The organism is Paenarthrobacter sp. 10N417 (assembly GCF_056394745.1).
Genome location: NZ_JBFTIL010000027.1, coordinates 70,436 through 91,970, shown reverse-complemented (window position 1 = coordinate 91,970; position 21,535 = coordinate 70,436). Strand labels below are relative to the sequence as shown.

Annotated in this window: 22 protein-coding genes and 1 pseudogene; 19 read left to right on the top strand and 4 right to left on the bottom strand. The window is 62.2% G+C overall.

Annotated features, from left to right (window positions below; translation table 11 throughout):
- Positions 1-3: 3 nt before the first annotated feature.
- Together AC1DCM_RS24040 and AC1DCM_RS24035 are read left to right on the top strand one after the other, a co-directional pair.
- Positions 4-318 (top strand): hypothetical protein, encoded by a 315-nt coding sequence (locus tag AC1DCM_RS24040; protein ID WP_477519985.1) that lies wholly within the window; start codon positions 4-6, stop codon positions 316-318.
- Between the two features lie 350 nt (positions 319-668).
- Complete coding sequence (locus AC1DCM_RS24035) at positions 669-2,318, top strand: hypothetical protein (RefSeq protein WP_477519984.1); 1,650 nt, start codon at positions 669-671, stop codon at positions 2,316-2,318.
- A gap of 161 nt (positions 2,319-2,479) precedes the next feature.
- Here AC1DCM_RS24035 and AC1DCM_RS24030 read toward each other — a convergent pair whose 3' ends face one another.
- Positions 2,480-3,556 carry a hypothetical protein gene (locus AC1DCM_RS24030; protein ID WP_477519983.1) on the bottom strand — a complete coding sequence of 359 codons (1,077 nt, stop codon included), beginning with the start codon at positions 3,554-3,556 and terminating at the stop codon, positions 2,480-2,482.
- Between the two features lie 337 nt (positions 3,557-3,893).
- Here AC1DCM_RS24030 and AC1DCM_RS24025 point away from each other — a divergent pair, with 337 nt between their 5' ends.
- The 17 genes and pseudogenes from AC1DCM_RS24025 to AC1DCM_RS23945 all read left to right on the top strand — a co-directional run bounded on the left by AC1DCM_RS24025 (position 3,894) and on the right by AC1DCM_RS23945 (position 19,235).
- Positions 3,894-4,535: a division plane positioning ATPase MipZ gene (locus AC1DCM_RS24025; RefSeq protein WP_160679531.1), complete on the top strand. Its 642-nt coding sequence runs from the start codon at positions 3,894-3,896 to the stop codon at positions 4,533-4,535.
- Positions 4,528-4,860 carry a hypothetical protein gene (locus AC1DCM_RS24020; protein WP_477519982.1) on the top strand — a complete coding sequence of 111 codons (333 nt, stop codon included), beginning with the start codon at positions 4,528-4,530 and terminating at the stop codon, positions 4,858-4,860. Before AC1DCM_RS24025 ends, AC1DCM_RS24020 begins: the two co-directional genes overlap by 8 nt.
- A gap of 583 nt (positions 4,861-5,443) precedes the next feature.
- Positions 5,444-5,677 carry a hypothetical protein gene (locus AC1DCM_RS24015; RefSeq protein WP_477519981.1) on the top strand — a complete coding sequence of 78 codons (234 nt, stop codon included), beginning with the start codon at positions 5,444-5,446 and terminating at the stop codon, positions 5,675-5,677.
- A 76-nt stretch (positions 5,678-5,753) separates the two neighbouring features.
- Positions 5,754-6,260: a hypothetical protein gene (locus tag AC1DCM_RS24010; protein WP_477519980.1), complete on the top strand. Its 507-nt coding sequence runs from the start codon at positions 5,754-5,756 to the stop codon at positions 6,258-6,260.
- Between the two features lie 32 nt (positions 6,261-6,292).
- Entirely contained in the window at positions 6,293-6,571 is a 279-nt protein-coding gene (locus AC1DCM_RS24005) for a glutaredoxin domain-containing protein (RefSeq protein ID WP_477519979.1), read from the top strand.
- A gap of 127 nt (positions 6,572-6,698) precedes the next feature.
- Positions 6,699-8,183: a MinD/ParA family ATP-binding protein gene (locus tag AC1DCM_RS24000; protein WP_477519978.1), complete on the top strand. Its 1,485-nt coding sequence runs from the start codon at positions 6,699-6,701 to the stop codon at positions 8,181-8,183.
- A 251-nt stretch (positions 8,184-8,434) separates the two neighbouring features.
- Entirely contained in the window at positions 8,435-8,788 is a 354-nt protein-coding gene (locus tag AC1DCM_RS23995; RefSeq protein WP_477519977.1) for a hypothetical protein, read from the top strand.
- Between the two features lie 44 nt (positions 8,789-8,832).
- Complete coding sequence (locus AC1DCM_RS23990) at positions 8,833-8,994, top strand: hypothetical protein (protein ID WP_477519976.1); 162 nt, start codon at positions 8,833-8,835, stop codon at positions 8,992-8,994.
- Between the two features lie 9 nt (positions 8,995-9,003).
- The gene (locus AC1DCM_RS23985) at positions 9,004-9,162 is read left to right on the top strand and encodes a hypothetical protein (protein WP_477519975.1); all 159 of its coding nucleotides are present in this window, start codon (positions 9,004-9,006) and stop codon (positions 9,160-9,162) included.
- Between the two features lie 147 nt (positions 9,163-9,309).
- A complete protein-coding gene (locus AC1DCM_RS23980; protein WP_477519974.1) occupies positions 9,310-9,696 on the top strand; it encodes a hypothetical protein in 387 nt (128 codons plus the stop codon).
- A 1,449-nt stretch (positions 9,697-11,145) separates the two neighbouring features.
- The gene (locus AC1DCM_RS23975) at positions 11,146-11,814 is read left to right on the top strand and encodes a hypothetical protein (protein ID WP_477519973.1); all 669 of its coding nucleotides are present in this window, start codon (positions 11,146-11,148) and stop codon (positions 11,812-11,814) included.
- Complete coding sequence (mobF, locus tag AC1DCM_RS23970; protein ID WP_477519972.1) at positions 11,811-15,569, top strand: MobF family relaxase; 3,759 nt, start codon at positions 11,811-11,813, stop codon at positions 15,567-15,569. Before AC1DCM_RS23975 ends, mobF begins: the two co-directional genes overlap by 4 nt.
- A 493-nt stretch (positions 15,570-16,062) precedes the next feature.
- Entirely contained in the window at positions 16,063-16,782 is a 720-nt protein-coding gene (locus AC1DCM_RS23965; protein ID WP_477519971.1) for a hypothetical protein, read from the top strand.
- Between the two features lie 777 nt (positions 16,783-17,559).
- Positions 17,560-17,778 (top strand): annotated as a pseudogene (locus AC1DCM_RS23960) (ATP-binding protein); the annotation flags it as partial.
- A gap of 107 nt (positions 17,779-17,885) precedes the next feature.
- Positions 17,886-18,215: a hypothetical protein gene (locus AC1DCM_RS23955; RefSeq protein WP_477519970.1), complete on the top strand. Its 330-nt coding sequence runs from the start codon at positions 17,886-17,888 to the stop codon at positions 18,213-18,215.
- Positions 18,212-18,592, top strand: a complete 381-nt coding sequence (locus AC1DCM_RS23950) for an MBL fold metallo-hydrolase (protein WP_477519969.1) — start codon at positions 18,212-18,214, stop codon at positions 18,590-18,592. The genes AC1DCM_RS23955 and AC1DCM_RS23950 overlap by 4 nt, the downstream gene beginning before the upstream one ends.
- Before the next feature lie 37 nt (positions 18,593-18,629).
- Positions 18,630-19,235, top strand: coding sequence for a hypothetical protein (locus AC1DCM_RS23945; RefSeq protein ID WP_477519968.1), 606 nt, complete (start codon positions 18,630-18,632; stop codon positions 19,233-19,235).
- A 234-nt stretch (positions 19,236-19,469) separates the two neighbouring features.
- On the opposite strand, the gene AC1DCM_RS23940 is transcribed toward AC1DCM_RS23945, so the two are convergent.
- The 3 genes from AC1DCM_RS23940 to AC1DCM_RS23930 all read right to left on the bottom strand — a co-directional run bounded on the left by AC1DCM_RS23940 (position 19,470) and on the right by AC1DCM_RS23930 (position 21,498).
- Positions 19,470-19,679 (bottom strand): hypothetical protein, encoded by a 210-nt coding sequence (locus AC1DCM_RS23940; RefSeq protein WP_477519967.1) that lies wholly within the window; start codon positions 19,677-19,679, stop codon positions 19,470-19,472.
- Positions 19,680-19,747: 68 nt separating this feature from the next.
- Positions 19,748-20,473, bottom strand: coding sequence for an iron-sulfur cluster assembly protein (locus AC1DCM_RS23935; RefSeq protein ID WP_477519966.1), 726 nt, complete (start codon positions 20,471-20,473; stop codon positions 19,748-19,750).
- The gene (locus tag AC1DCM_RS23930; protein WP_477519965.1) at positions 20,470-21,498 is read right to left on the bottom strand and encodes an amidohydrolase family protein; all 1,029 of its coding nucleotides are present in this window, start codon (positions 21,496-21,498) and stop codon (positions 20,470-20,472) included. The genes AC1DCM_RS23935 and AC1DCM_RS23930 overlap by 4 nt, the downstream gene beginning before the upstream one ends.
- Positions 21,499-21,535 lie beyond the last annotated feature (37 nt).

The window sequence follows — 21,535 nt, the reverse complement described above, 5'->3', positions numbered from 1 at the left end:
GCCATGGTCGAGAACACGTTCACGCATAAAGACCGCGACACGCCCGCCCCTATCAAAGGTTTCGGTAATAAAAACCGCTTAGATGGCTCTATGGCAATCCGAAAGCTCGCTCAGGGTGGACGCCCGTCAAAGGGCCCACGGCACACATTTCTTGTTAAACCAGATATTGCCCGCGCTGAAAAACTGCAGGCCATCATGGAAATCCTCCACACCAACGCCGTTGACTATCTGACACCGCTGGTTGCCGCACACATCGACTCCATCGACCTTGACGCACTGAGAATTCAGGAGGCTTTGCCTATCACGAAGGCCGGTTAATAACTGAAGGCCCGCACTTGGCGGGCCTTCGTTAAGTATGCAGTTCAGATCCTCATCTTGGCGGATCCGCGATCTGAACTATCAAACACCCACCCAGTGGGTGGATTTTTGGTACCCCCCGAAAGGAGTAACTGCTGTCTATGGTACAGCCCTACCCATCTGCGTCAATAAACGCGCGGCCGAGTTTTCCGTGTCAAGCTACCCCGGAACAGGCGTGGATCCTTGCACCCCTGATTGCTGGCCAGCCTTCCTACAGGTTCGGCCGTTGGATCGGTGACCGGTTCCAGTACCCGCGGCCGACGACGCTATCCAGGATCACGGCGGCTCTGCCAGCACGACCGGCGGCTGTCATGGTTCACGACGTCGACGGCTCCGTGGCCACGATCTGCCTTGACCTAGACACCTCCAAAGCCCTCAAACACGTGGTTGACCAGGACGCAGCTAGTCTTGGCCGCCTTCTTTCGGAGTGCGGTCTGCGGTGGGTTGAGGACTTCTCTCCCAGCGGCGGACGGCACTTGTACATTCCTCTGACCGAGCGGATGGACGGCGCCGCCGCACGCGAGCTCGTCGAAGCCATGACATTACTGGCGCCGAGCCTTGACCCCGGCCCCCACCAAAACATCACTGACGGCTGTATCCGTGTCCCGGGATCCCGGCACAAGTCCGGTGGCCACCAAACACTTCTCACACCGCTCTCAGCCGCGTACGACATTCTCCGCTGGCGGAACCCGACCACTGCCGTCGCCGCGCTACATCAAGCACTGGCCCCGGAGCTCCGCCGCGCTCAGGACCTCAAAGCACGACGCCTCAAAACAAACAGCGTCCACCGGCCGACGTCGCCCAGTTCCACGCCCGGACTGGCCGGCAGTGAAGCCCCCCTGCGCCGTGTCGCCCGGACAGGCATCTACGACACGGCCAGATATTCCAGCGCGTCAGAGGCGCGCCTGGCGGTGCTCAACCATTTCGCTTCCTGTGGCTGGACCCTGTCCCAGGTCCGTGGCGAACTCTCGGGCCAGTTCCCGGGTCTGGCCGCCCTGTACGGGGACAAGCAGGACCGTCTCCTGGAGAAGGAGTGGGCTCTGGCCATCGCCTGGGTGCAGAAAAAAGCCCCTTCTACGGCAGGGAAGAACCATGCGCTTATTAACGACACAAGCCTCGCTAATCCCACAGGGGGGGCATTCAAACCCAGCAGCGCAGCTGCAATCCACCAGCTCGTGAACGATCTGGAAAATGTGCTCTTCGCAGTTCTTGACCACCGGCTTAAAGAACACAAACGCGAAGGACTTAGCCTCCGCTTCCTGCTCCGGTCCCTCTTGGGATACATGCGGACCATGGAAACCGACGTGCTCGACGTTGGCTGCCGCACCCTCGCCGTCGCCTTGGGAAACCACCATGCGACGGTGGCAAGGCTCCTGCCTGTACTGGCCAAGCACTCTGACGGGATGCTGAGCAAGATCGCCGACGCCCGCTACAAGGCCGCGGACGTATACCTTATCCAGCTCCCGGAGCGCCACGATCAGCTGGCCAGGGAACTGTCCTGGCGCAAGGGGAAGATCTACGGGATCCGCCCGGTATTCCGTGCCCTGGGCGCCCCCGCGGCACTGGTCTATGAAGCGATCGAGCGAGGCCGCCGCTCCCCCACTGCCGCCGACATCATCCGAACCACCGGTATCAGCCGCAACGCCGTTGAAACTGCCTTGGCCTCGATGGCCGGCTTGGGCATGATTCACCGGGAGGGCCGGCACTGGAAGATCACCGCGGCCGCCAACCTCACCCAGCTCGCGATCCGACTAGGCGTCATGGAAGAGGTTCAGGCCCAGATCAGCCGTAACCGCCGCGACCGCGCACAGTGGCACGCGTGGCTCGACCGGTTCAACAGCACGGACGGATACCAGGTCCGCGAGGAAGACCTCTACGACCCCGAACGGGACGAATTCTGGTTCCCGCCTCCCGACGCGGATGGTTTTGACCTGCCCCGGCGGCTGCTTCAGGTTGCTTGACCGTCGTGGTCACGTTGGGGCAGCTTGTGAATTCATGAAGGGTCCGACGCCAAGGTGGCCGCGGTCCGCGATGTCATGTATAGCGTCGCCTACGCCATGCTGCGCACCGATCGGCACCGGGGCTGAGTAAGATCCGTGCCGCCAATAGCGCAATGCCGGATCTAGCTTGTCCCTCCCGCGGACCGCGGGCGCGGGGTCCGGCGTTCCTTAGTCGTTGTCTCACGGGTCTGGATCAGTTCGTCGCGCAGTTGGTCGACTTGGCGGCCGTAGGTGTTGTGGAGGTCCTGGACGCGCTGCTCTCCATGGGCGCGTTCACGCTCAACGTCGGCTTTGGCCGCTTCGCGCTCGGCGGTCAACTTTGCCAGGGTGCCGCGCAGCTCGCCCACAACCTCACGGGTACGCTCGAGGTCGGTGCGGGCACTCTCAAGCTGGCCCCGGACCAATTCTGTAGCGGCGTCCCCGCGGTCGGCGCGCTCCTCCTCAGCCTTGGCCCGGCTCTCGGCCGCGCCTGCGCGCTGCTCTGCCTCGGCCCGGGCTCGTTCCTGCGCCTCGGCCCGCTTGGCCGCGACGTCACGCTCCTGCTCGACTTGCCCGAGGTGGGCGCGTACGGCCTCGAGGTCCGCCCGTAGCTGCTCAGCTTCGGCTTGGGCCTGTTCCCGGTCGGCCGCGGCAGCCGCACGAGCCTGGGTGAGCTCAGAAGCTAGCTGGCCACTCCCCTCGCGCTCGGAGGCCAAGTCGGCGTTCACGCCCGCCAAGGCGTCGGTTAGTTCCTCATTCTGCCGCGTTGCTTCCTCGGCTGCGGCGTCGGCCTCGTCCTTCTCGGCTTCGGCCCGGCGCTGAGCCTGCTCTGCACGGCTGGCTCGCGCGTTCGCGGCAGCGACCTGCTCGGCGGCTTCGCTGGCCACCGACTCGATCTGCGCCTCTGCTGCCTCGGGGTCCCCCACCGTGCGCAACTCTTCAACCAACGCCGCCAGCTGCTGCCCGAGGTGCTCAATCATCCCGGTGACCTGTCCGGTGATCTCGCTCGCCCGTTGACGGGCGGTATCCACTGGGCGCGCCTCGGCGGCGCGGGCGATGTTCTCGCCCAACCCCTGGCGGGCCCGCCAGGCCGAGGCTCGGGTGTGTGCGGGATCGTCACAGTACTCCGGCGGCCGGCCGGTGCCGGTCCCGGAAGCCACGGCCGGACGCCGGCACCCAGGGAACCGGCAGATGCGCTCTTCGACGATGCTCTCACTCATGGTCCCCATCGTATCGCGTTCTGTCACATGACGGAATACGAAACGAAACGAAATATGAAACTCAAATCAACCCACACTGGTTGCGTTCTTGTTTGCAACCAGTTTGGTTGCAAACAAGATGCGTTCAGCTTCGCAACCGAATACGTTTGGATCTTATTCCATTCTCGTTGCAAACAAGTTGCGTTCAACTTCGCAATTGGTTACGGTTAGATCTAGTTTCAATCTGGTTCTATTCCGAAACGCTGTTAGTTGCGAATAAGAATGGAACGAGTTGGGCCACCTGGTCAACTAGCATGCAACTAAGCGAAACTGCAGCGGACGGAAAGGCTTGCACCTCATGATTCTCACCATCGGCTCGCTCAAAGGCGGGTGTTCAAAATCAACACTTACGGTCAACGTGGCGGCCGAACTGGCACGTCTGGGCAAAAAGGTCACCGTTGTGGACGCGGACCCAATTGCCAGCACGACGAACTGGGTCGCCGACCGCGAGGAGCGTAGTCCGGATCTGCCGGCAGTGATTGGTGTGCAGAAGAAGGGAAACCTGCGCGCCACTCTTCTGGACCTTGAGGCAAGTGCTGACTTTGTCATCGTCGACACAGGCGGCTATGACTCACAGGAGCTGCGTACAGCGGCCACCGCATCCGACCTTTTGATCGTCCCAATGAAAGCATCTCCGCTGGACCTCGACACTTTGCCTAAGTTTGTCAAGGTGGTCGAGGGAATCATGGACTTCAATGCTGAACTCGAAGTTCGTGGACTGTTCACCCAGGCATCCACCCACGCCATGGACAAGCGTCTGGACGAGTCCCGCGACATCCTCAGTGACTACCCCGAGATCCCACTGTTCGACACCACGATCTACCAGCGCAGTTCCTACATGGATGTGATGCCAGTGGGTAGGGGAGTCGTGGAGTGGAGCGACAGCAAGGCCAAGGCAGAAATTCAGGTACTCGTACAGGAGATGATCAACCTTGGCTAACGCGCGCCCCACCCCCAATCGCCGCCGGCGTGAAGCCAGCCCGGATGAGGAAGCCCGAATCGAGGCTTTCGCCCAGCAGGCAGCGACGCTGCTCCCGGTGCCTGAGGCCGAACCTGTCCCAGTCGCGCCGCCGGCACCTGTCCCAGTCGCGTTGCCGGCGCACATTCAAACTGCCGCACCTGTTGAGAAGGAACCAAAGAACAAGTCCTACACGTTTCGGATGACGAAGGAAACGTTGGACAAGCTCAGGAGTGCGGCTGCGGCTGAAGATCGGAGTATCCAGTGGGTCTTCGACAAGATCCTCTTGCCAGCCCTCGATAAGTAAGTAAGGGTCCGGGGTGCGTGCGATGAGTTCCGGACTGACCTTGGTTGCACCGTGCATTCATTGTTGTTGCATCGCTGGTGACTCGTATTGAAATGCGGCGGACCCTCGCGGTCGCTTGCGCCCAGCCGAAGTGACGCTCTTCTGAGGCTGGACTAAGTCCAGGGATGCCTTGCTATGCGTCGTGAGTGTCGAAGCGTGCAGATCAGGGGGAGATGTTGACGGGCGTACGCCGTTGGCAGAGCACGCCCGGGCGGCTAGGACGTTGCCTTCTAACCCTTCGACGAGACCGCCTGAAGGAGGTCTTACCAGCGTCGGCTGACGGCGCTTGGTGCCGGTCACCAAGCTCGCAGCCGGCATGTCGCCGGCCACGATCGCGACTGCGGCGATCACAGCTTCGCTGCCGATACTTACGCCCGAGGGCAAGATGGTTGCCCCGGCGCGATCCAGACGTTCTCCGCCCAGTAACGGACGAAATTGTCATTGCCGCGTGGAAGGATGCAGCACAGATCGAGATGTCAGGTGGCACATTTTGTGCCACCTGACATCCGAAATGGGACGACCTAGATGGACAAGGGCGGGAACGATGGTTTGGATTATTGGTGGGGGAGTGGTGGTGCTGCTCCTGGGCTTGATGTGGAACATATTTGTGCACCCGATACGGTTTGGTACCGGCCTGCTCAAGCTGGCACTGGGCGTGGCCGGCATCATATTCGTGCTTGCGGGGATCTTTGCCGGGAACTTCGGTAACGGATTCTTGGGCGTTCTGCTTCTGGCAGGCGCATCATGCGTGAGCTGGTTCCGAGCAAAGCACTTGTGACCCGTTTCGTGGGCCAGACATGCGTGTGGGCTCGTTGGAGTGAATAGATCCTCATCGCGCAAGCAAGGAGGAACGCATGGCTATCGCTACAACAGTGAGCATCAAGTACAAGTGCGGACACACCCAGGCAACGGACTTGTCCAGGGTCCCGGCGGGCCGACGTAAGGCCCATGCCTACGGAATGGGGCTGAACCGGATCTGCGGCAGGTGCTTTACCAAGGAAAACGCCGCCGCACGGGAAGCGTGGCTCGCGGAACGGAACGCCCAGGCGTTGGCTGAGGCCGAGTCATTCGAGGCAGACCACCAGTTGCCGCCGGTTGAGGGCAGTGAGAAGCAGGTCCCGTGGGCGACAAGGGTCCGGTACGAACTTCTTTCCAAGGGACTGCAGGCGTTGACTGTTGACGCGGACGAACCGCTCAGTGCCGAGGACTTTGAGCAGCGAATTCTGTTCCCCGCACGCCAAATCACCCGGGCCAGGTGGTGGATTGACAACGGCGATGCCGCTTCCGAGGACGTCGAGGAGCTTGTCAGCACGGCTATTGAGGACACGGACGATCATGTCGAGACCGAGAACCCGTTTTAGGTCCGGTACTCATGCCCGAGAAGGAGGAGCCCGTGAGCATCAAAATCTATTCAAGCCGCAGCTGCACCCAGTGTGCGATGACCAAACGCCTCTACGACCGTGACGGCGTGGGCTACGAAACGGTCATGATTGACAACAACGAAATCGCGCAGGCCAGGCTGAAAGCAGCGGGCCACCGGCAGCTGCCCGTGGTGGTCACCGATACCGAGACGTGGACTGGCTTCCAGCCTGAGCGTGTCAAGGCCAGCATCGAACACTACAAAGCTTCCCGGCCGGCATCCGCGGCGATGGATGGTCCTTCCATCGCCTAACCCACGCCCCCATGGGCCGGTGCAGCAGATCATGCTGTGCCGGCCCTTTCTTGTGCACTGACACACGCAGCGAAGGGAGGGCGCGGAAACAGTCCATGAATGTCCGCGCTCGAGGAAGGGAATCACAATGAGCGAGAACACATTGGCGCCGCTGAAGATGAGAGTGGTCCCACAAGCAAATATCGTCGATGGCCACGGAACATCGGTGCCGGCACGAACGGTGGCTGAGGCCTGCAAGGTCCTGGTCCAGACCGCCGGCTTGCAGGGCGGATCAATTCTGGTTGATCAGCAGGGCTATTCCGAGGCAGTTCCAAGCAAAGGTACCACTCTTCGGATCCACGCAGACGGGCTCATCGAAGACGACCCATTCGGCGCGCACAACGCAGAATGGACCGTGAACTACCACTCGTGGACCGTCACGGTTCCTGGCCAGAACCCGTACCAGATTGCGGGCGTCGAATACGCCCGGTTCGACGCACAAGCACTTGCGAACAACCGCCGCCGTCCCGTCAGCGTGCATGTTGAAGACATCAAGAGCAGCAATCATGCCGACACGTGCGAGTTGATCGAACCAGACCCGCAGCTCTCCCCGGCTGCCTTCGACCAGCCGGCACCACCGCAACCTGATCCGGTGCGATCCTCGCCCGTTGAACCCCGGCCGGAGACAAGGGCTGATGCCCTTGCCGGCCCTGACGAGTCAGCAGCGATCCGGTTCAGCCGCGCGAAGCAGCCGGCATCGACCGGACCGGCGCAAATAGGCTTCCGCGGTACCCTGAACCGGACTTTCTACACCAAACTTGGCCCTGGCGCCCACGAGAAGCAGCTGCGTGCGTGGCGCAATTCCATCCAGCGCGGGCTGAACGGACACAAGACGATCTGCGGGATGAACCTCAAAGGTGGCGTGGGTAAGACGACGTTCGCTTTCCTGCTGGCCGCAACCATTGGCAGGATCCGCGGCGGGAACGTCGTTGCCTGGGACAACAACGAAAACCAAGGCAATCTGGACGAGCGGTCCCTTACCGCCAACCATGACCACACCGTGATCGACTTGCTCGACAACATCGCTGAAGTCCGCGCCCAGGGAGGGGCGGAAAAACTTGTCAACTACGTCCGCCCGCAAGGCGAGGACAAGTTCCACGTGCTTTCCAGCGCAAACCGGGCAAGCAACCAGGTCCGCATCGACCGGGACACCTTCAATCAGGCTCACGCGGCGCTGCGCGAGTTCTATCACCTGACGGTGATCGACACGGGCAACGCCACCAATGCCTCTACGTGGGAAGCGACAGCCGACGCCGCGGATCTCATGGTCATTGTGACGACGAATAAGGAAGACGGTGCGAGGAAGGCATTCGCCACTATTGATGACTTGATCACCAAGGGCCACACGGACAAGCTTGCCAACGGAATCGCCGTGATCAACCAACCCTCCAACGCCAGTCCGGAACGACTCCAGCGCATCATCGATGGCATGAAAGCCCATGTCCGGGCCTGCGTGGTCATTCCGTTCGATCCTGCCTTGGACGAGGGCGAAGAAATCTCCTACGAAGCCCTCAACGCCAAAACGAAGGAAGCCTACATGCAAGCGGCCTCCCTCGTCATCGACGGGCTGTAGCCCGGAGCCTCCGCCGCCAACATCGGGTAACTCACGAACCGCCGCCGTCCTGCACTCTTCCGCAGGGCGGCGCTTTCGTCTCCAAGCAAAGAGATTTCAGTAGTTTACTAGGGGGACTCGCAGATATATTCCTAGGGGGGATAGAGTAGGAATACTAGAAGGCCCCCGGAGGGAAACGAAATGTTCATCAAGACCACCACCGACAAGGGCACCACGATCAACTTCGGCTACACCGATAAAGGAGCGTGGTCATGATTCACAAATGCATTGCTCTGGTTGTTCCCGCCCGCCTGAGCGAAGAGGTCAGGGCCACGAGTCTGGACGTCCGCCATGGGACGCTCGAAGCCCTATTCAACGGCGCGCTTGATCGCATCGTCCGAGGTGACTGGCAGGTCTATCTCAGGGCCGACAGCAGCAACGTCCGTGCCAACGTCCGGGCCACGCAACTGCTCCACGAGACAGGTCTGTATCTGCCCGAGGTTGGAGGAGACGCGCTCTACCTTGGCCGCACCGAGCACGGATGGGACACGGACGCACCCGCCCACTTGATCCGTCTTGCGGAGAAGCTGTTCGATGCCGGCCTTGCAGCCGCCGAACTCGTATAGAAAGGGCGCCGGAATCCCCGGCCAGCGCAGAAAGGACTGTCACCATGACTGAACTTGCCGGCCAGCTCGCGCTGTTCGACATTCAAAGCTTTCCGACGATCTTCGACGCAGAAGTCTATGAAATTGCGTACTGCCCCGCGTGCCACTCCAACTGGGGTGTCGAACACGCCCGGTCCAAGCCCGGCGTTCAGGCCACCCTTGATTAGGAACACGGGATGATGGCCGATGGCCGCTGCGCGTTCATGCACAAGCGCGCAGTGACAGAGCCCTTCTATACGCTCCAAGAGGTCGCACGTATCCGCCTCGGAGGATGGCCACTGTCCTATCCCCGGCCCAAGGGATTCGGCGGTTTGTACGAACTCGGATCGCCCTAAGCCCCGTTGAGTCTTTCCTAGCCCCACCTGCATTGACATGCAAGTGGGGCTAGAATCACGACGTATTGCCTCCGGGACGGGACGACCGTGGCCGGCTGTTCCTCCAGCCCACCGTCCGGCAGAGCACTACGAAAGGAATCAACCGACATGACGATCAAACGCGAGTTCGAAGCCGTTGCCCACAAGGAGGGCAGATGGTGGGAAATCCACATCCACGAACTCGGCGAGGTAACCCAAACCAGGAAGGCTACGGACATCGAGGACATGGCCATCGATCTGGCGGCCGCCGTGACCGGTCTCGACCCCGAAGAGGTCAAGGTGAACGTCAGCCTCCGCGCTCCCGGGGACGTCATGGAACGCTGGGCGAAGGCCCGGGATGACATCGAGAAGGGCCAGGAACTCTCCCAGAAGGGCGCCGCGGAATCCCGCGCCATCATCGCTGAACTCGGCAAGGAGTTCAACGGAACCGAAATCGCCCGGATGCTCGGCGTTTCCACCCAACGGATTTCCCAGCTCAAAGCCAAGAAGGCATAGAGCCAGAATCCTGGCTCGGCAGCACAACACCGTTCACGGGAGGGGCCGTTTTCATGCCCAAAGGGCGGCATAAGGTGCACCCTCGAGCACCAAGGGCCTGCTTCACCCTCAAGCTAAGCCCTTCGTCCACACCTGTGCGGCAAAAGCTACATCCCTTCGGGCTTTTCCCGCACAGGTGTGGACGACGGGGACCCACCTGACCGGCTGCACACAACCACCAGGTCACCAAGTCCTGTCATGACACCGTTGCGCTGCCGGTGGATGTGCACAGCCTCCATCCGCGGGTGGTTACCAGACGGCCGGCTTTCCCATGGACCAAGACCGCGGTGGCCGGTTCACCAGAGCAGGGTGGCAGGGCTTCTTTCAGCCCAGACGACACACATTCGGTGTGCGGGGCCTGGCTGCTCTGAACCCACCGGAGCACCCGGCGGCTCTTCATGCGCCTTGGGGCTTCCTGTATGGCTGGGGGCGGCGATTACCACAATGACCGCCGGCGATGATCGTCACCCCGTTCCGTAGGCCCGCTTGATCCAAGTAATGGCACGTACCGCCGGTTCACAAAAGCCACACCGGCACCGACACTCGCCCATAGACCAAGACCAGCGCATCCGGCCATCAGGTTGCCGTTGCCGGGTTGCCGGGTTGCCGGGTTGCCGGGTTGCCGGGTTGCCGTTGCCGGGTTGCCGTTGCCGCGTGAGGTGGACGGCCTTCGGCCCTGGACTTCGTTCGGTATCCGGTCCGGTCTACGCCCACCTAGCGCTGAGCTTCCAGCCTGTGTCGTTGGCACCGTCCTGTGTCGTTGGCACCGTGGTGCCGTCGTGGTCATCCTGGGAGTCAAGAAGTCACCCATGAGGATGTACCGGTTCGCGTTGCGGCCCGGTATCGGCTAAGGCTGCGGGAAGCAATTGGGCCCAATGTAGGGGGCCAGTCCCGGACAGGTCAGGTGCGGTTGCCCCGCGTCCACAGGTGCACGGCAAAAGCTATTTCCTTCGGGCTTTTCCCGCACACAGGTGGACGCCGGGACCCGTCTGGCCGCCTGTACCCAGTGCCCACGTCGCCTTTGGTTGTTCGGCTCGCCGCCCCTGAGCGGGCAATGGGCACAGCCTGGGTTGGTAGGTGGCTGCGGTTGGGTGCTGTTGGTAGCACCCCCAGGAGCGTCAGCTGAACAGCCGGATGACGCCTCGCCACGACGTAGTGGCAAGCCCATCGTCAGAGTAGCGAGAGCCGAGAGTCATCAGCCCTACCCACCAAGGGTAGGAGACCAGCGAGGACGAGAGGCCATCAGAGGAGGCCCGAGGTACGAAAAAGGACTCACACCTCTGGCACCAAGGTGCACTCGTGGGACATCTGTCCACCGATCTCACACACGCTCTGCGTCCGCCGGGCGAACTGTGGGGCATGGATGAACGCGATTTGCCGGTGCGACGGTGCCGGAAATGTCATGGTCCGATGCCTGAAAGCAGGGACAAGCGCAGCATCTACTGCAGCGTCTCCTGCAAGGACGTGGCGATGAAGCGCCGCCGGCGTGGACAGCCTGTTGAAGATCCTGTTGCGGCGTCCGATGCGCTGGCGTTGGCAGTCAGGATTGCCGGAATGGCGGAGACGGCCCGGCAGGCAGCCCACGGTGCTATCCGGGCCAGGGAGTCCCGGGACCGGTACAGGGCCAAGGTGCGTGCGTTGGAAGCAGCTGTGGCCACGGAGCGACGGCATGCCGCTGACGTAGTCCGGGAGCAGGCGGCCAAGACGGCTGCGATGCGTGATGAGCTTGCCACCTTGCGGCGGGAGCTTATTGTCTCGCGGGAGCAGCTGGCGACGACGCCGGCGGCGTCGGGCGGCAGCACGGACGTCGAGGGCGAGGGCAGGTTGCGGTCCCGGCTTGCCGAGGGCAACGCCGCTTACGGGAAGTTGATGGAAACCCACCAGCAGTTAAGGTCCGCGTTCGATCAACTCAGTGCACAGTCCACGGCCATGCCGGGGATCCTCCGCGCCTGGGACAGGTTGTGTTCCCGGCTGTATCAATCCACGAAAGGCCGGCCCTCGACCGAGGTCGAGCAGCAAATCCTTTCCCAATGGATCACCTGGCGCAACGCGCAGACAAAGAAAGCAGGCATCAAGTGACGGTCAGTATCGGGCGGATCAACATTGACTACTACTTGGACTCAGCTGCAGCCGGTGACGCCGCGCAGATCGGGACCCGTGATCTGACCGCGTACTACACCGAAACGCAGGCGCCGCCTGGCAGTTGGTTCGGCAAGGGTCTGGACGCCGTCGGCCTGATCAATGGCCAGCAGGTGACGAAGTGGGCGGCCAAAAGCATCTACGAGCAGTTCGTCCATCCAGAGACGGGCAAGGAGCTTGGTGCCCGTCCGATCCAGTCCACGACAGCCCCGGAAGGGGCGCAGACTCCGATCGGCAACGCCGCCCGGTCCGAGCGTGAAGCAGTAGCAGGTTTTGACCTGACGTTCTCGGTTCCGAAGTCAGTGTCCGTGCTGTGGGCGTTGGCCGAACCGAAGCTTCAAGCCGATCTTGCCGCGGCACACCGGCAGGCGGTGGAAGAGTGCATGGGTTGGTTGGAGCGGAACGTCATCCAGGCTAGGGCCGGCCACGGAGGCGTCGCGTGGGTTGCCGTCGAGGGCGTTGTTGCCTCCATGTTCGACCACTGGGATTCGCGCGCCGGGGACCCGCAACTGCACACCCACGCGGTGATCGCGAACCGTGTCCGCAGGATCAGCGACGGCAAATGGGTGACCTTGGATTCCTACACCTTGCACCGGCACATGGTGGCCGTGTCGGAGAAGTACAACAGCATCCTCTTTGACCGGATCTACGAACGCACCAGTGCCGTGGCCGAGCTTCGCGCCGGCATCGACGGCCTTGCCGGCACGGACGCCGAAGCACTGTTGGCCAAACTCGGGGAACCGGGAAGTGACCCGGTGAATCCCCGAGCCGAGCTGACCGGGATCCCGGATGCCCTGATCACCGAGTTCTCGTCCAGGTCCTTGGAAATCACGTCCCGCACCGACGAGCTGGTGGCCAGATGGGTTGAACAGCACGGCAGCCGACCGCCGCAGGCGGTTCTGCTGAAGCTGCGCCAGGAAGCGACCCTGGCGACCCGCTCAGTGAAGAAGCCGTCCACGGAGTCGTTGCCGGAGAAAATGATCGGCTGGCGGCAGCGCACCCTGGATTCCGGTCACCTGCCCGCGGACATCGTCCGGGACGCCGTCGGCCATGACGTGCCGATCATCATCAACGCCGACATCGGCGTCGACGTCGTGAAGGTGCTGGGCCGGCACGCCCTCCATGACACCTCCAGCCGCCGGACCACCTTTACCAGGGCCAACCTGGTAGCTTCCACCGAACGGATTCTTCGTGGCGTGCGGATGGGAGGGGTGCTCGACCGCGAAGCCCTCGTTGACCGGGTGGTTGAAGCGGCCGCCGTGCAAGCCGTGGCATTGAGCCCCGAGCGCATGAGCGCACCGGAGCTGGAGGATCCGTTCCTGTCGGTCCGTGGGCGCAGCGTGTTCGAACATGAGGAGACGAAGCGCTTCACCACCGCCCAGATCATCGACGACGAAGCGTTCCTGATGTCCCGCACCACTGCATCGGCCGTCGCGCTGCCGATCGGCGACACCACCGCGGCGCTGCACCGGACCCGTACCCGCGAAGGCCGGACCCTCAGCCCGGACCAGTCCGTCGCGGCAGCCACCGTATTGAACAGCGGCAGGGCCATTGATGCGATCATTGGCCCTGCCGGCACGGGCAAGACCACCACCATGCGGGCCATCCGCCAGCTGTGGGAGACCGCCCACGGGAAAGGCTCCGTGATCGGGCTGGCACCGTCCGCCGTCGCGGCCGCCGTCCTGGGCGAAGAAATCGACACAGCCACCGACAACGTCGCCAAATGGTTGTACGAGTCGGTAGGCGACAGCGCGGCCCGGAGGGTGCTCCGTGTGTCCAAGCTCGAGGAGCGGCTCACCAGTCTTGATACCGCGATGAAGCAGGCTCCGCGGCGCAGTCCGGCCAGACGCCGGATCGAAGCCCAGCTTCGGCTGGCGCAGTCCACGCTCGCTGCACAGTACGCCGAGCAGGCCAAGTACCGGATGCGGCCCGGGCAGTTGGTCATCCTGGACGAAGCTTCCATGGTGGGCACGGCCGCGGCCGCGGAGCTCGCCCGGCAGGCTGAGAGCGCCGGCGCGAAGATCCTGCTCGTTGGTGACCCCGCCCAGCTGGACGCGGTGGAAGCCGGCGGCTTCCTGGGCTGGATGGAACGCCATACCGACGCCCCGGTCCTGAACAGAGTGTGGAGGTTCGCTGCCGAATGGGAACGCACCGCGTCCTTGAGGCTGCGTACCGGGGACGTCGCCGTGCTGGAGGCGTATGCGGAGCAGGGGCGGATCATCGAATGCCCGGAGGGCAGCGGCGTGGACCGCGCCTACCAGGCGTGGATGGCCGACACGGGCGGCGATGCATCCTCCAGCCTTCTCATTGCCGGGGACAACGAGACCGTCAATGATCTGAACCTCCGGGCCCAGCTCGATCTCACGGCCGCAGGCAGGGTGGATCTGGAAACCACCATCCCGTTGAGGACCGGCATCGCCGGTACCGGGGACATCATCCTTGCCCGGCAGAACAACCGCCGGCTCACCGACGACGCCGGCCACTTCATCAAGAACGGCACCCGGTTAGCGGTTCAGGCCATCCACTCTGACGGTTCGATCACCGCGGCCCGGACGGATACCCGCGCCGTCGTCGTCCTGGACCCTGGCTATCTGGAAACCTCGGTGGAACTCGGGTACGCGTGTACCGCGCACCGCTCCCAGGGCGTCACCGTCGATACCGCCCACACCGTCGTGAGCTCCGGCCAGTCGCGGGAGCTCTTCTACGTGGCCATGACCCGCGGCCGCCACGGGAACACCTGCTACGTGGACATCCCCGAACCCGAGGAAGATACCCCTGACGAATGGGGCATGGTCCGCAAAATCACACCCACGGACGCTACCGCCATCCTCCACGGGGTCCTGGGCAACCAAGGCCAGGAAATGAGCGCCCACGAGGTGCGAGACGCCGAACACGGCCACGCCAACGACTTCGCACGTCTCATTTTCGAATACGACTACACCGCCACCGCCGACCGCGCCCAGCAGATTGTTGCCTGGCTCCGGGCAACCGTCCCGCACCGTGCCACGGACATCATGGAGGATCCCTTGTTCCCCGCTTTGGTCAGGGCCGAACCACACTCACGGCTGCCCGCAGAGTTTGAGGTCGAAAGGGCCACCGTGAAAGACCTCATCGCCGCCTGCGCTCCTGCCCTGGGTCCCGGCGAACACGTCGGTGGAGGCATCACAGGACGATTCACGGCATCCACGCCGGAGGTGGCAGCCGTCGAAGCGCAGCTCCGGGAGAAGATCAGCGAACGTCTCCAGCAACTCGTCCCGCCCACCGAGGGTGAAAACATCCCTGACTGGGTGAGCCAGCTCCGGCAGGAACACCCGGACGCCCCTGACTTTCCCGCGCTGCTTTGCGCCGTCACCGCGTGGCGGGAAGCGTCCGGCCAACAGGACGCGGAAAACGCGTGGGGGCAAGCACCGAAACCCACGGACAAAACCATGTCCGGCTATTACAACGCCGCCCGCCGGCACCTGCCGCCGGCGCAGCTACCCGCCCATCGTGAGCCGGAGGACGTATGGGCCAATGTGTCCCTTGAGGAAGACGCGGACCGGCTCGTCCGTGCAGAACAACTCATGGGACACCTGCCACTGCACGCTCCCTCAACCGCGCGGGCGACTACGCCCCCCCCCCCCCCCCCCACCGCTCGCTGTCGCACGGTTGGTTGCAAGCAACGGTGGCCTGCGTGTCGGACATTGACGGCCTAACCAACCTAACCGACCTTGTGAAGGAGCTCTTCAAGAGCCCTCCCCGGAACAAGCCAGCCCAACAGAACTGGACAAAACTCGATGGCCCGGCTCCGCGAAGCTCCTGACGGGGAATGGGTCGACTCGTACAACGCCGGGTATGGGATCACGGCAAAGCGAGGATCCCCGGCTGCTGGTACCGGCACGGCCCCGTTTTGGAAAGCTCACCGCCGTATGGATCGCTTGGCAGGCAGCCTACTACGGAACCTCGATCCCGAACCGTGCCCCCGCTTACTGGCACGAACGCATCCTCGGCCAACCATTGACCGGATCAAAAGGTCAACCGGGGCTTCCGTCTGCAACCCCGACCACAAAGACCGCGCCACAGCAAAGAGTCCTCAACCGAGGCAGGATTCGCCGAATTCCTGCACACCTTCGACCCCGTATCTATGGAGGCAACAGCGTCGTGCGCTGGCTCGATGAAGTGGCCCCCGGAGAGGATTAGGCTACGGCCATGAGGATAGCGAAATCCGACATGGTCGCCGGCTTGCCGGCACCCGTGGCCGGGGACTTGGTTCGCCTGTACCGTGGCGGCACCTTCGCGCAGGAAGCAGCCGACACGCTGCTCCGCAGGAACGGCGTCGAAGACACCGAGGCAGTGTTCGCGCGCATGGAAAATGCCGGCTACCTGGGGAAGCCCGACATCGATGATCCCGGCTACGTCTGGTGGGAGGCGACAACGCTGGGAAACGCCCTGGCCATGGCCAGCTTCGGCAAACCCATCACCCGATCGACGGCGGACCGCCTCGTCGCCGGCCTGCTGGAACGGGCCCGGATGTACAACGCGGAACCCGGGATGCCGCTGTTCGTGGACCGGCTCCGGATTTTCGGAAGCTACCTTGACGCGACCGTCGACCCGCTCGGAGACGTCGACGTCGAACTCTCCTTCGGCATGCGCACCAGAGACCACCAAAAGATCAGCGCGTACGTGCGGGCCAGCGGTAGGACCTTCGATTCATTCATGGGAGAGCTGTTCTGGCCGCAGAAGGAACTCATCCAAAAGCTCAGAAACCGTTCGGCAGCCATCAACATCACCACGGAAGATATCGACAACATCACGGACAAAGCCCGGCTCGTTTACTCCATCAAAGATGACCCCGGCGCGGTTCCGCGGCCCGTCGAGGCAATAACGGAACCGCAGGTGACGCGTTACAACGGCGTCCTGCCGAGGTAGGCGTTCGTGAGCCAGACAATCCTCGACCAGAAACCGAACCCGACAAGCGCCCATATGTCGTCTTGAAGAGGTCTTCCCCCTTAGTGTCAGGTTGGGCTTTGAGACTTCAAAAGCATGATGTCAGAAAAGATTCATGGGAGTTCTATTCTGACGCTCTCGGTGCTTCATCCTGACGTCAGGGTGGGGTGTACTCCACCCGACACTGCACCGCGTGCCTGCTTACAGCGTCATTCGAACTTGGAACGGTCCTGCGTTGCTCGCGGGCTGCTCGTGCCCTCCCTGAATGACCATCAAGCTGTGTCGGGTGATGGCCGCCGTCCTCTCTGTGGGCGGCGGCGCCGCTCCGGCGCAGGCGGCTTGTACCAGCATCAACGGCTCCCCATACAACCAAGGCTCCACGTTCAATCAGAATCAGATCCCCAACGGGTGGGGCGGCACCGTGGCCACAGCTTCGCAGGGCGCAGGGGTGCCTGCCGGGATGTTCTCGCCAACGACCAGCTCGAGGCGTGGGGCTGGGCATTGTCATTAGTAGCGTGGTAATGACTTCGCGGCGAAGACTGTCGCTCCTTCGCCGCCCATGGTAAAAAAGTTCTCCTCATTGCTCGTGGACGACGCCAGCACCAGGACAGCGGTCCCGGCAGGTTGGGCCCACCGGGCGACCATTAGAGAGCGGCCGCGTAGGGGTTACTCTCGTCTTCGTGGATCACCGGCGTAGCGTCGGCTTCCCCCGGTCGGCCGAGTACAGGGCTGGTTTTGTGAGTTTGCCTCGGGCAGGTTATGACCAGCAAACTCTCAAAACTCACCCAGGCTTTCCGCAACGGTTGGCCTGGCGTGTCCGCCGAGCTTCGGGAAGAACTCCTTGCGGCAGCCATCCGCGTCGGGGAAGTAACCCAATACCGCGGTGCGGGTATCGTGGAATTCCTCGTGGCGCCACGCACCGGCGAATTCGTCTTCTTGGAGATGAACACCCGCTTCCATGTCGAACATCCCATCACGGAGCTGGTCCACGGAGTAGACCTCGTTGAGGCTCAGTTCCGCATCGCTGCAGGCGAGGAAGCGGGGTTTGACCCGGGAAACCTCCATCGAACGGCCACGCCATTGAGATGCGCATTTATGCTGAGGACCCGGTGCGGTTCATACCATCCCCGGGTCAGATCGCAGAATGGTCATTTCCAGCAGAGGACCACGTCCGCGTCGATGCTGGTTACACCTCCGGCGACACGGTGTCATCATTCTATGACCCGATGCTGGCGAAACTCTGCGTCTGGGGAAGCCACAGGGCAGAAGCTGTGGAACAGGCGAAGAGCGCAATTAAACTTTCCCGCATTACAGGGGTGAAAACGAATATCCCGTTCTTCGACGCACTTCTTGAACACCTGGACTTCACGAGCGGCGACTACGACACCGGCATTGTTGATCAGGTTCTTCAGTGAGCCCTCGGGCCACAGCACCTTCCTGGACCCGCGCGACCCGGAATGTCCTCGGTCTAACTGCCGGCAACGGTGATGCTTACACACTGGATGGAACGAATACCTGGGTCGTCGCAGATCGGGCCCATGGAGAAGCGATAGTCGTGGATCCGGGCCCCGGAGACCAAGCCCACTTGATGGCGATTCTTCAGTGCTTGGAGTTCCACAGCCTGCGGGTTTCCGCGATCGTATTGACCCACGGCCACGATGACCACTCGGACCTGGCACCTGCGCTGCAGTCCGCCGCAGGGGCCCCCGTGTTTGCCAGGGATCCGGAATTCTGCATCGATGCCCCACCGCTGAACCACCTGCAGACGTTGCATGCAGGCACACTGCGGTAACGACTTCATGAATCCCGGATGGCGAGGCCATCAGCCATTGCAGCTCGTGAACATGTCAGGCCTGCCCATTCGGATCGCTCCACTTTTCCCGGTCGCACAACTCAGTTTTGTCCGGCTGACACAACTGAGCGATGGGGTCTACAAAGAGGGTGAGCGTTATATGAATGACGATGGAGGACCGTCAAAGTGGTGGCGTGATGCACTTGTGCGCAACGTCGTGAACGCATACGGGCAAGACAATCTTCCTCGGTCGGTAAGCGACCGTATCAACGGAGTCATCGCGGCTGGAGCGTTTAGCGACGAGCAGTTGGTGCGGTTGCTCGACTTTCGGGAGTCAGCCGTTGTAGCGCGCTTCACCGACGGCACTCAATTCATCAGCGAGTTCGCGGAAAAGGAACTGTCCTCGAAGAGGCGTAGCCAGGTACAGCGTGCGTTGAAACTGGGGTCATCTCCGATCCTGATCGGTGCCTTCCTCGGCTCCCTTTTTGTTTTCCCGCTCACCTTACTGCATCTGGCAATTGCGATCGCCATGGTCGCCTCGATTGTGGTCGGCCTAGGCACGCTACTTAGTCGTCATGACGATGACTACTTCATTCCTCTGAAGTGGCGGCAGTTTCAATCGCAGGAACGCCCGAAGGAGTAATCGCCGTCATGCCGGCGGGTGCCGAGCCTCTCAAGCCGGTCGGGTGGGCGATTCTCTGCTGGAGAGCAACCTCTCCGCTAGTTTTCTCTTAAGAGGACGGCGCGGACCGCCTCCGCGATGGGGAAAGCGAAGACGATGCGGATTCGGTTGACCGGCGAAGGCAGTCCCAACTTTGTTGAATCAACGCTCCCTCCCTCTTTGTACTCCTCGAAAGTCTGAGTCAGGGCACCGACATTAGGCATCGGACAAAAGGTCCTGCCCGACGGCGCCGGAAGTGTCTTCCGCTTTCTCGGCGGCGGCCAGGTCGCGAGCCAAATCCAGAAGGTCGCGCAGGAAGTCCACAGAGTCCGGGCCTCGGTCGGCTGGCGCTCCCGAAAGCGCTCCAACCGCTCCGAGAGGCTTTTTAGGGGCAGGGTGGGCGCGGCTCTGTGGCCTTCGAGCCATTTACGCAGCCTTGCCGCGGTGGTGCTTGGAAAGAACTTGCTGATCGGAACCGGTGACGCGAGTATGCATCAGTCTCCGGCGCTCCGAGCCGTCTCGACGGGCTCATCGTAGCGCGTGCGTAGCAGACCGCGGCAGAAATGGGCGTTTCCCTCAATAGAGATGCGTGTCGCTCTTGCGAACCGTATCTGGACCTCGAGATCCGTGGTGTCCCACCGCGAACCATCGGCGTTGACAAGGAGGAGCGCGTTGTCGGCGATTCTGAGCCCCAGATCGCTGCGGCGCCTCAACAGCGCTTCCAGCTCAGGCATTGGCGGCACGTCCACGAGCCTCAACGTCGGCAGCGAGTCAGGCACTACTGCGTAGGTGGACACCAGCTTTGCGATGACCCGGTCGAGGGACGCGAGGTGCGCCTTGGCGCGAAAGATGGCACGGAGTTCCTCTAGATCGCCCGATGCTTCGTCAGGGTAGGCATCAGTGAATCCGACTCCGGCTGCGACCGCAGAGTTGATGCGATCGGAGTCAGCATTGCCCTCGAGCACGACCCGCGTGCGCACACCGGGAAACTCCGTCCTCAAAGCGTCGGCGGCATCGGCAGCCATCATGAACGCGAAGTTCGGGGAGCAGAATGCCGTCGGTAGTCTAAGAGTTACTGTGAGGAGCCCGTCATCTGCCTCAACCGTTCCGACGAATCCGAGGGCAGTGAGTGACTCATCCAGTTCCGGGTCGATGACCGTGGAGAGTGCACGCCAAGCTCGGTCTTCGAAGGCGCGCAAGTGCGTGGTTGTCGCGTTCACTTGTCCAACGTGCCCACGGGTTCGGCCTCGGCTGCAGAGGGATCCAGGCGAAGTTGGGCAGGCACCTCGATGTGCGGATAGAGTGCGGCGGCGTTGAGGCCTAGGATCTTCTTTTTCTGCGCAACCGTGATCTCGCCGTATTCACCCTGCATGTCCTCGGGAATCTGGAAGTCGACGAACTTCTCCACAAGCCACTTCGGTTGCCAGAGGGCGTAGTCGGAGCCGAAAAGGATCTTGTCCTCGCCGATCCAGTAGAGCAGCTCGCCGATAATCTGCGCCCAGTAGCGCGGACGGGTATGGATGAACGGCATAGCGACCGCGAGTCCCCCATAGACATTCGTCTCCTGCGTCGCGATCCAACAGAAATCCTCCAGGCGGGGAAGGCCCACATGCTCGACGATGAAGTTGAGGTCCGGAAAGTCGGTCGCGCAGTGGTCGATGTCAGCGACGTCGAAGGAGTCGCGGTCAAGCGGCTTTATCGTCGGCCCCTTGTGGACGTGGATGTTCTTGATTCCGAGCTCTTGGCACTTCTCCAGGTATCGGTAGGTTTCGCGGTCGCTCATCTTGAAGCCACGGCTGTCTCCGTACCATTCCGCCGTATAGATCTTGACGCCTTTGAGCCCGAACTCGTGCGCAGCGTCCTCCAGGCGACGGAGTCCCGCCTCACCATACCGAGGATCGAAATTATGGTTGTAGGTGAGGCGATCCGGCGACCGACGAGCCATGTCCTGAGCGAGGTCGCGGCTGAACCCGTTCTTGTAAAAGGCGGGGAGAGCAGCGGGGTTGAAGATCGCGTGATCGACATAGCCGTTCTCGAACACGTCTGTCATGAAGTTCTGCTCGGTGTACTTCTGATACTTGCGAAAATCCCACACGTATTCCTCCGGGGAGAGGTTTCGGTGGTAGGCGTAGAAACACTCAATAAACTCGGCACCGTGAACGTTCAGCTGGTTCTCGTCTGAGCCATCCCACATGTGGACATGGGAGTCCACTACGAAATAATCTTCCCCGTCTTTGGAGTACATGGCGACCTTCGTTTTCTCTACCCGCAACGGCGGCGTC

Coding starts and splice junctions, on each gene's coding strand:
- AC1DCM_RS24030 (WP_477519983.1), bottom strand. CDS start 3,556: ATGAGTGAGAGCATCGTCGAAGAGCGCATCTGCCGGTTCCCTGGGTGC.
- AC1DCM_RS23990 (WP_477519976.1), top strand. CDS start 8,833: ATGACTGAACTTGCCGGCCAGCTCGCGCTGTTCGACATTCAAAGCTTT.
- AC1DCM_RS23980 (WP_477519974.1), top strand. CDS start 9,310: ATGACGATCAAACGCGAGTTCGAAGCCGTTGCCCACAAGGAGGGCAGA.
- AC1DCM_RS24040 (WP_477519985.1), top strand. CDS start 4: ATGGTCGAGAACACGTTCACGCATAAAGACCGCGACACGCCCGCCCCT.
- AC1DCM_RS23930 (WP_477519965.1), bottom strand. CDS start 21,498: ATGTACTCCAAAGACGGGGAAGATTATTTCGTAGTGGACTCCCATGTC.
- AC1DCM_RS23975 (WP_477519973.1), top strand. CDS start 11,146: ATGCCTGAAAGCAGGGACAAGCGCAGCATCTACTGCAGCGTCTCCTGC.
- AC1DCM_RS23955 (WP_477519970.1), top strand. CDS start 17,886: ATGCGCATTTATGCTGAGGACCCGGTGCGGTTCATACCATCCCCGGGT.
- AC1DCM_RS24010 (WP_477519980.1), top strand. CDS start 5,754: ATGGCTATCGCTACAACAGTGAGCATCAAGTACAAGTGCGGACACACC.
- AC1DCM_RS23965 (WP_477519971.1), top strand. CDS start 16,063: ATGAGGATAGCGAAATCCGACATGGTCGCCGGCTTGCCGGCACCCGTG.
- AC1DCM_RS24035 (WP_477519984.1), top strand. CDS start 669: ATGGTTCACGACGTCGACGGCTCCGTGGCCACGATCTGCCTTGACCTA.
- AC1DCM_RS23995 (WP_477519977.1), top strand. CDS start 8,435: ATGATTCACAAATGCATTGCTCTGGTTGTTCCCGCCCGCCTGAGCGAA.
- AC1DCM_RS24000 (WP_477519978.1), top strand. CDS start 6,699: ATGAGCGAGAACACATTGGCGCCGCTGAAGATGAGAGTGGTCCCACAA.
- AC1DCM_RS23940 (WP_477519967.1), bottom strand. CDS start 19,679: ATGGCTCGAAGGCCACAGAGCCGCGCCCACCCTGCCCCTAAAAAGCCT.
- AC1DCM_RS23985 (WP_477519975.1), top strand. CDS start 9,004: ATGATGGCCGATGGCCGCTGCGCGTTCATGCACAAGCGCGCAGTGACA.
- AC1DCM_RS24015 (WP_477519981.1), top strand. CDS start 5,444: ATGGTTTGGATTATTGGTGGGGGAGTGGTGGTGCTGCTCCTGGGCTTG.
- AC1DCM_RS24025 (WP_160679531.1), top strand. CDS start 3,894: ATGATTCTCACCATCGGCTCGCTCAAAGGCGGGTGTTCAAAATCAACA.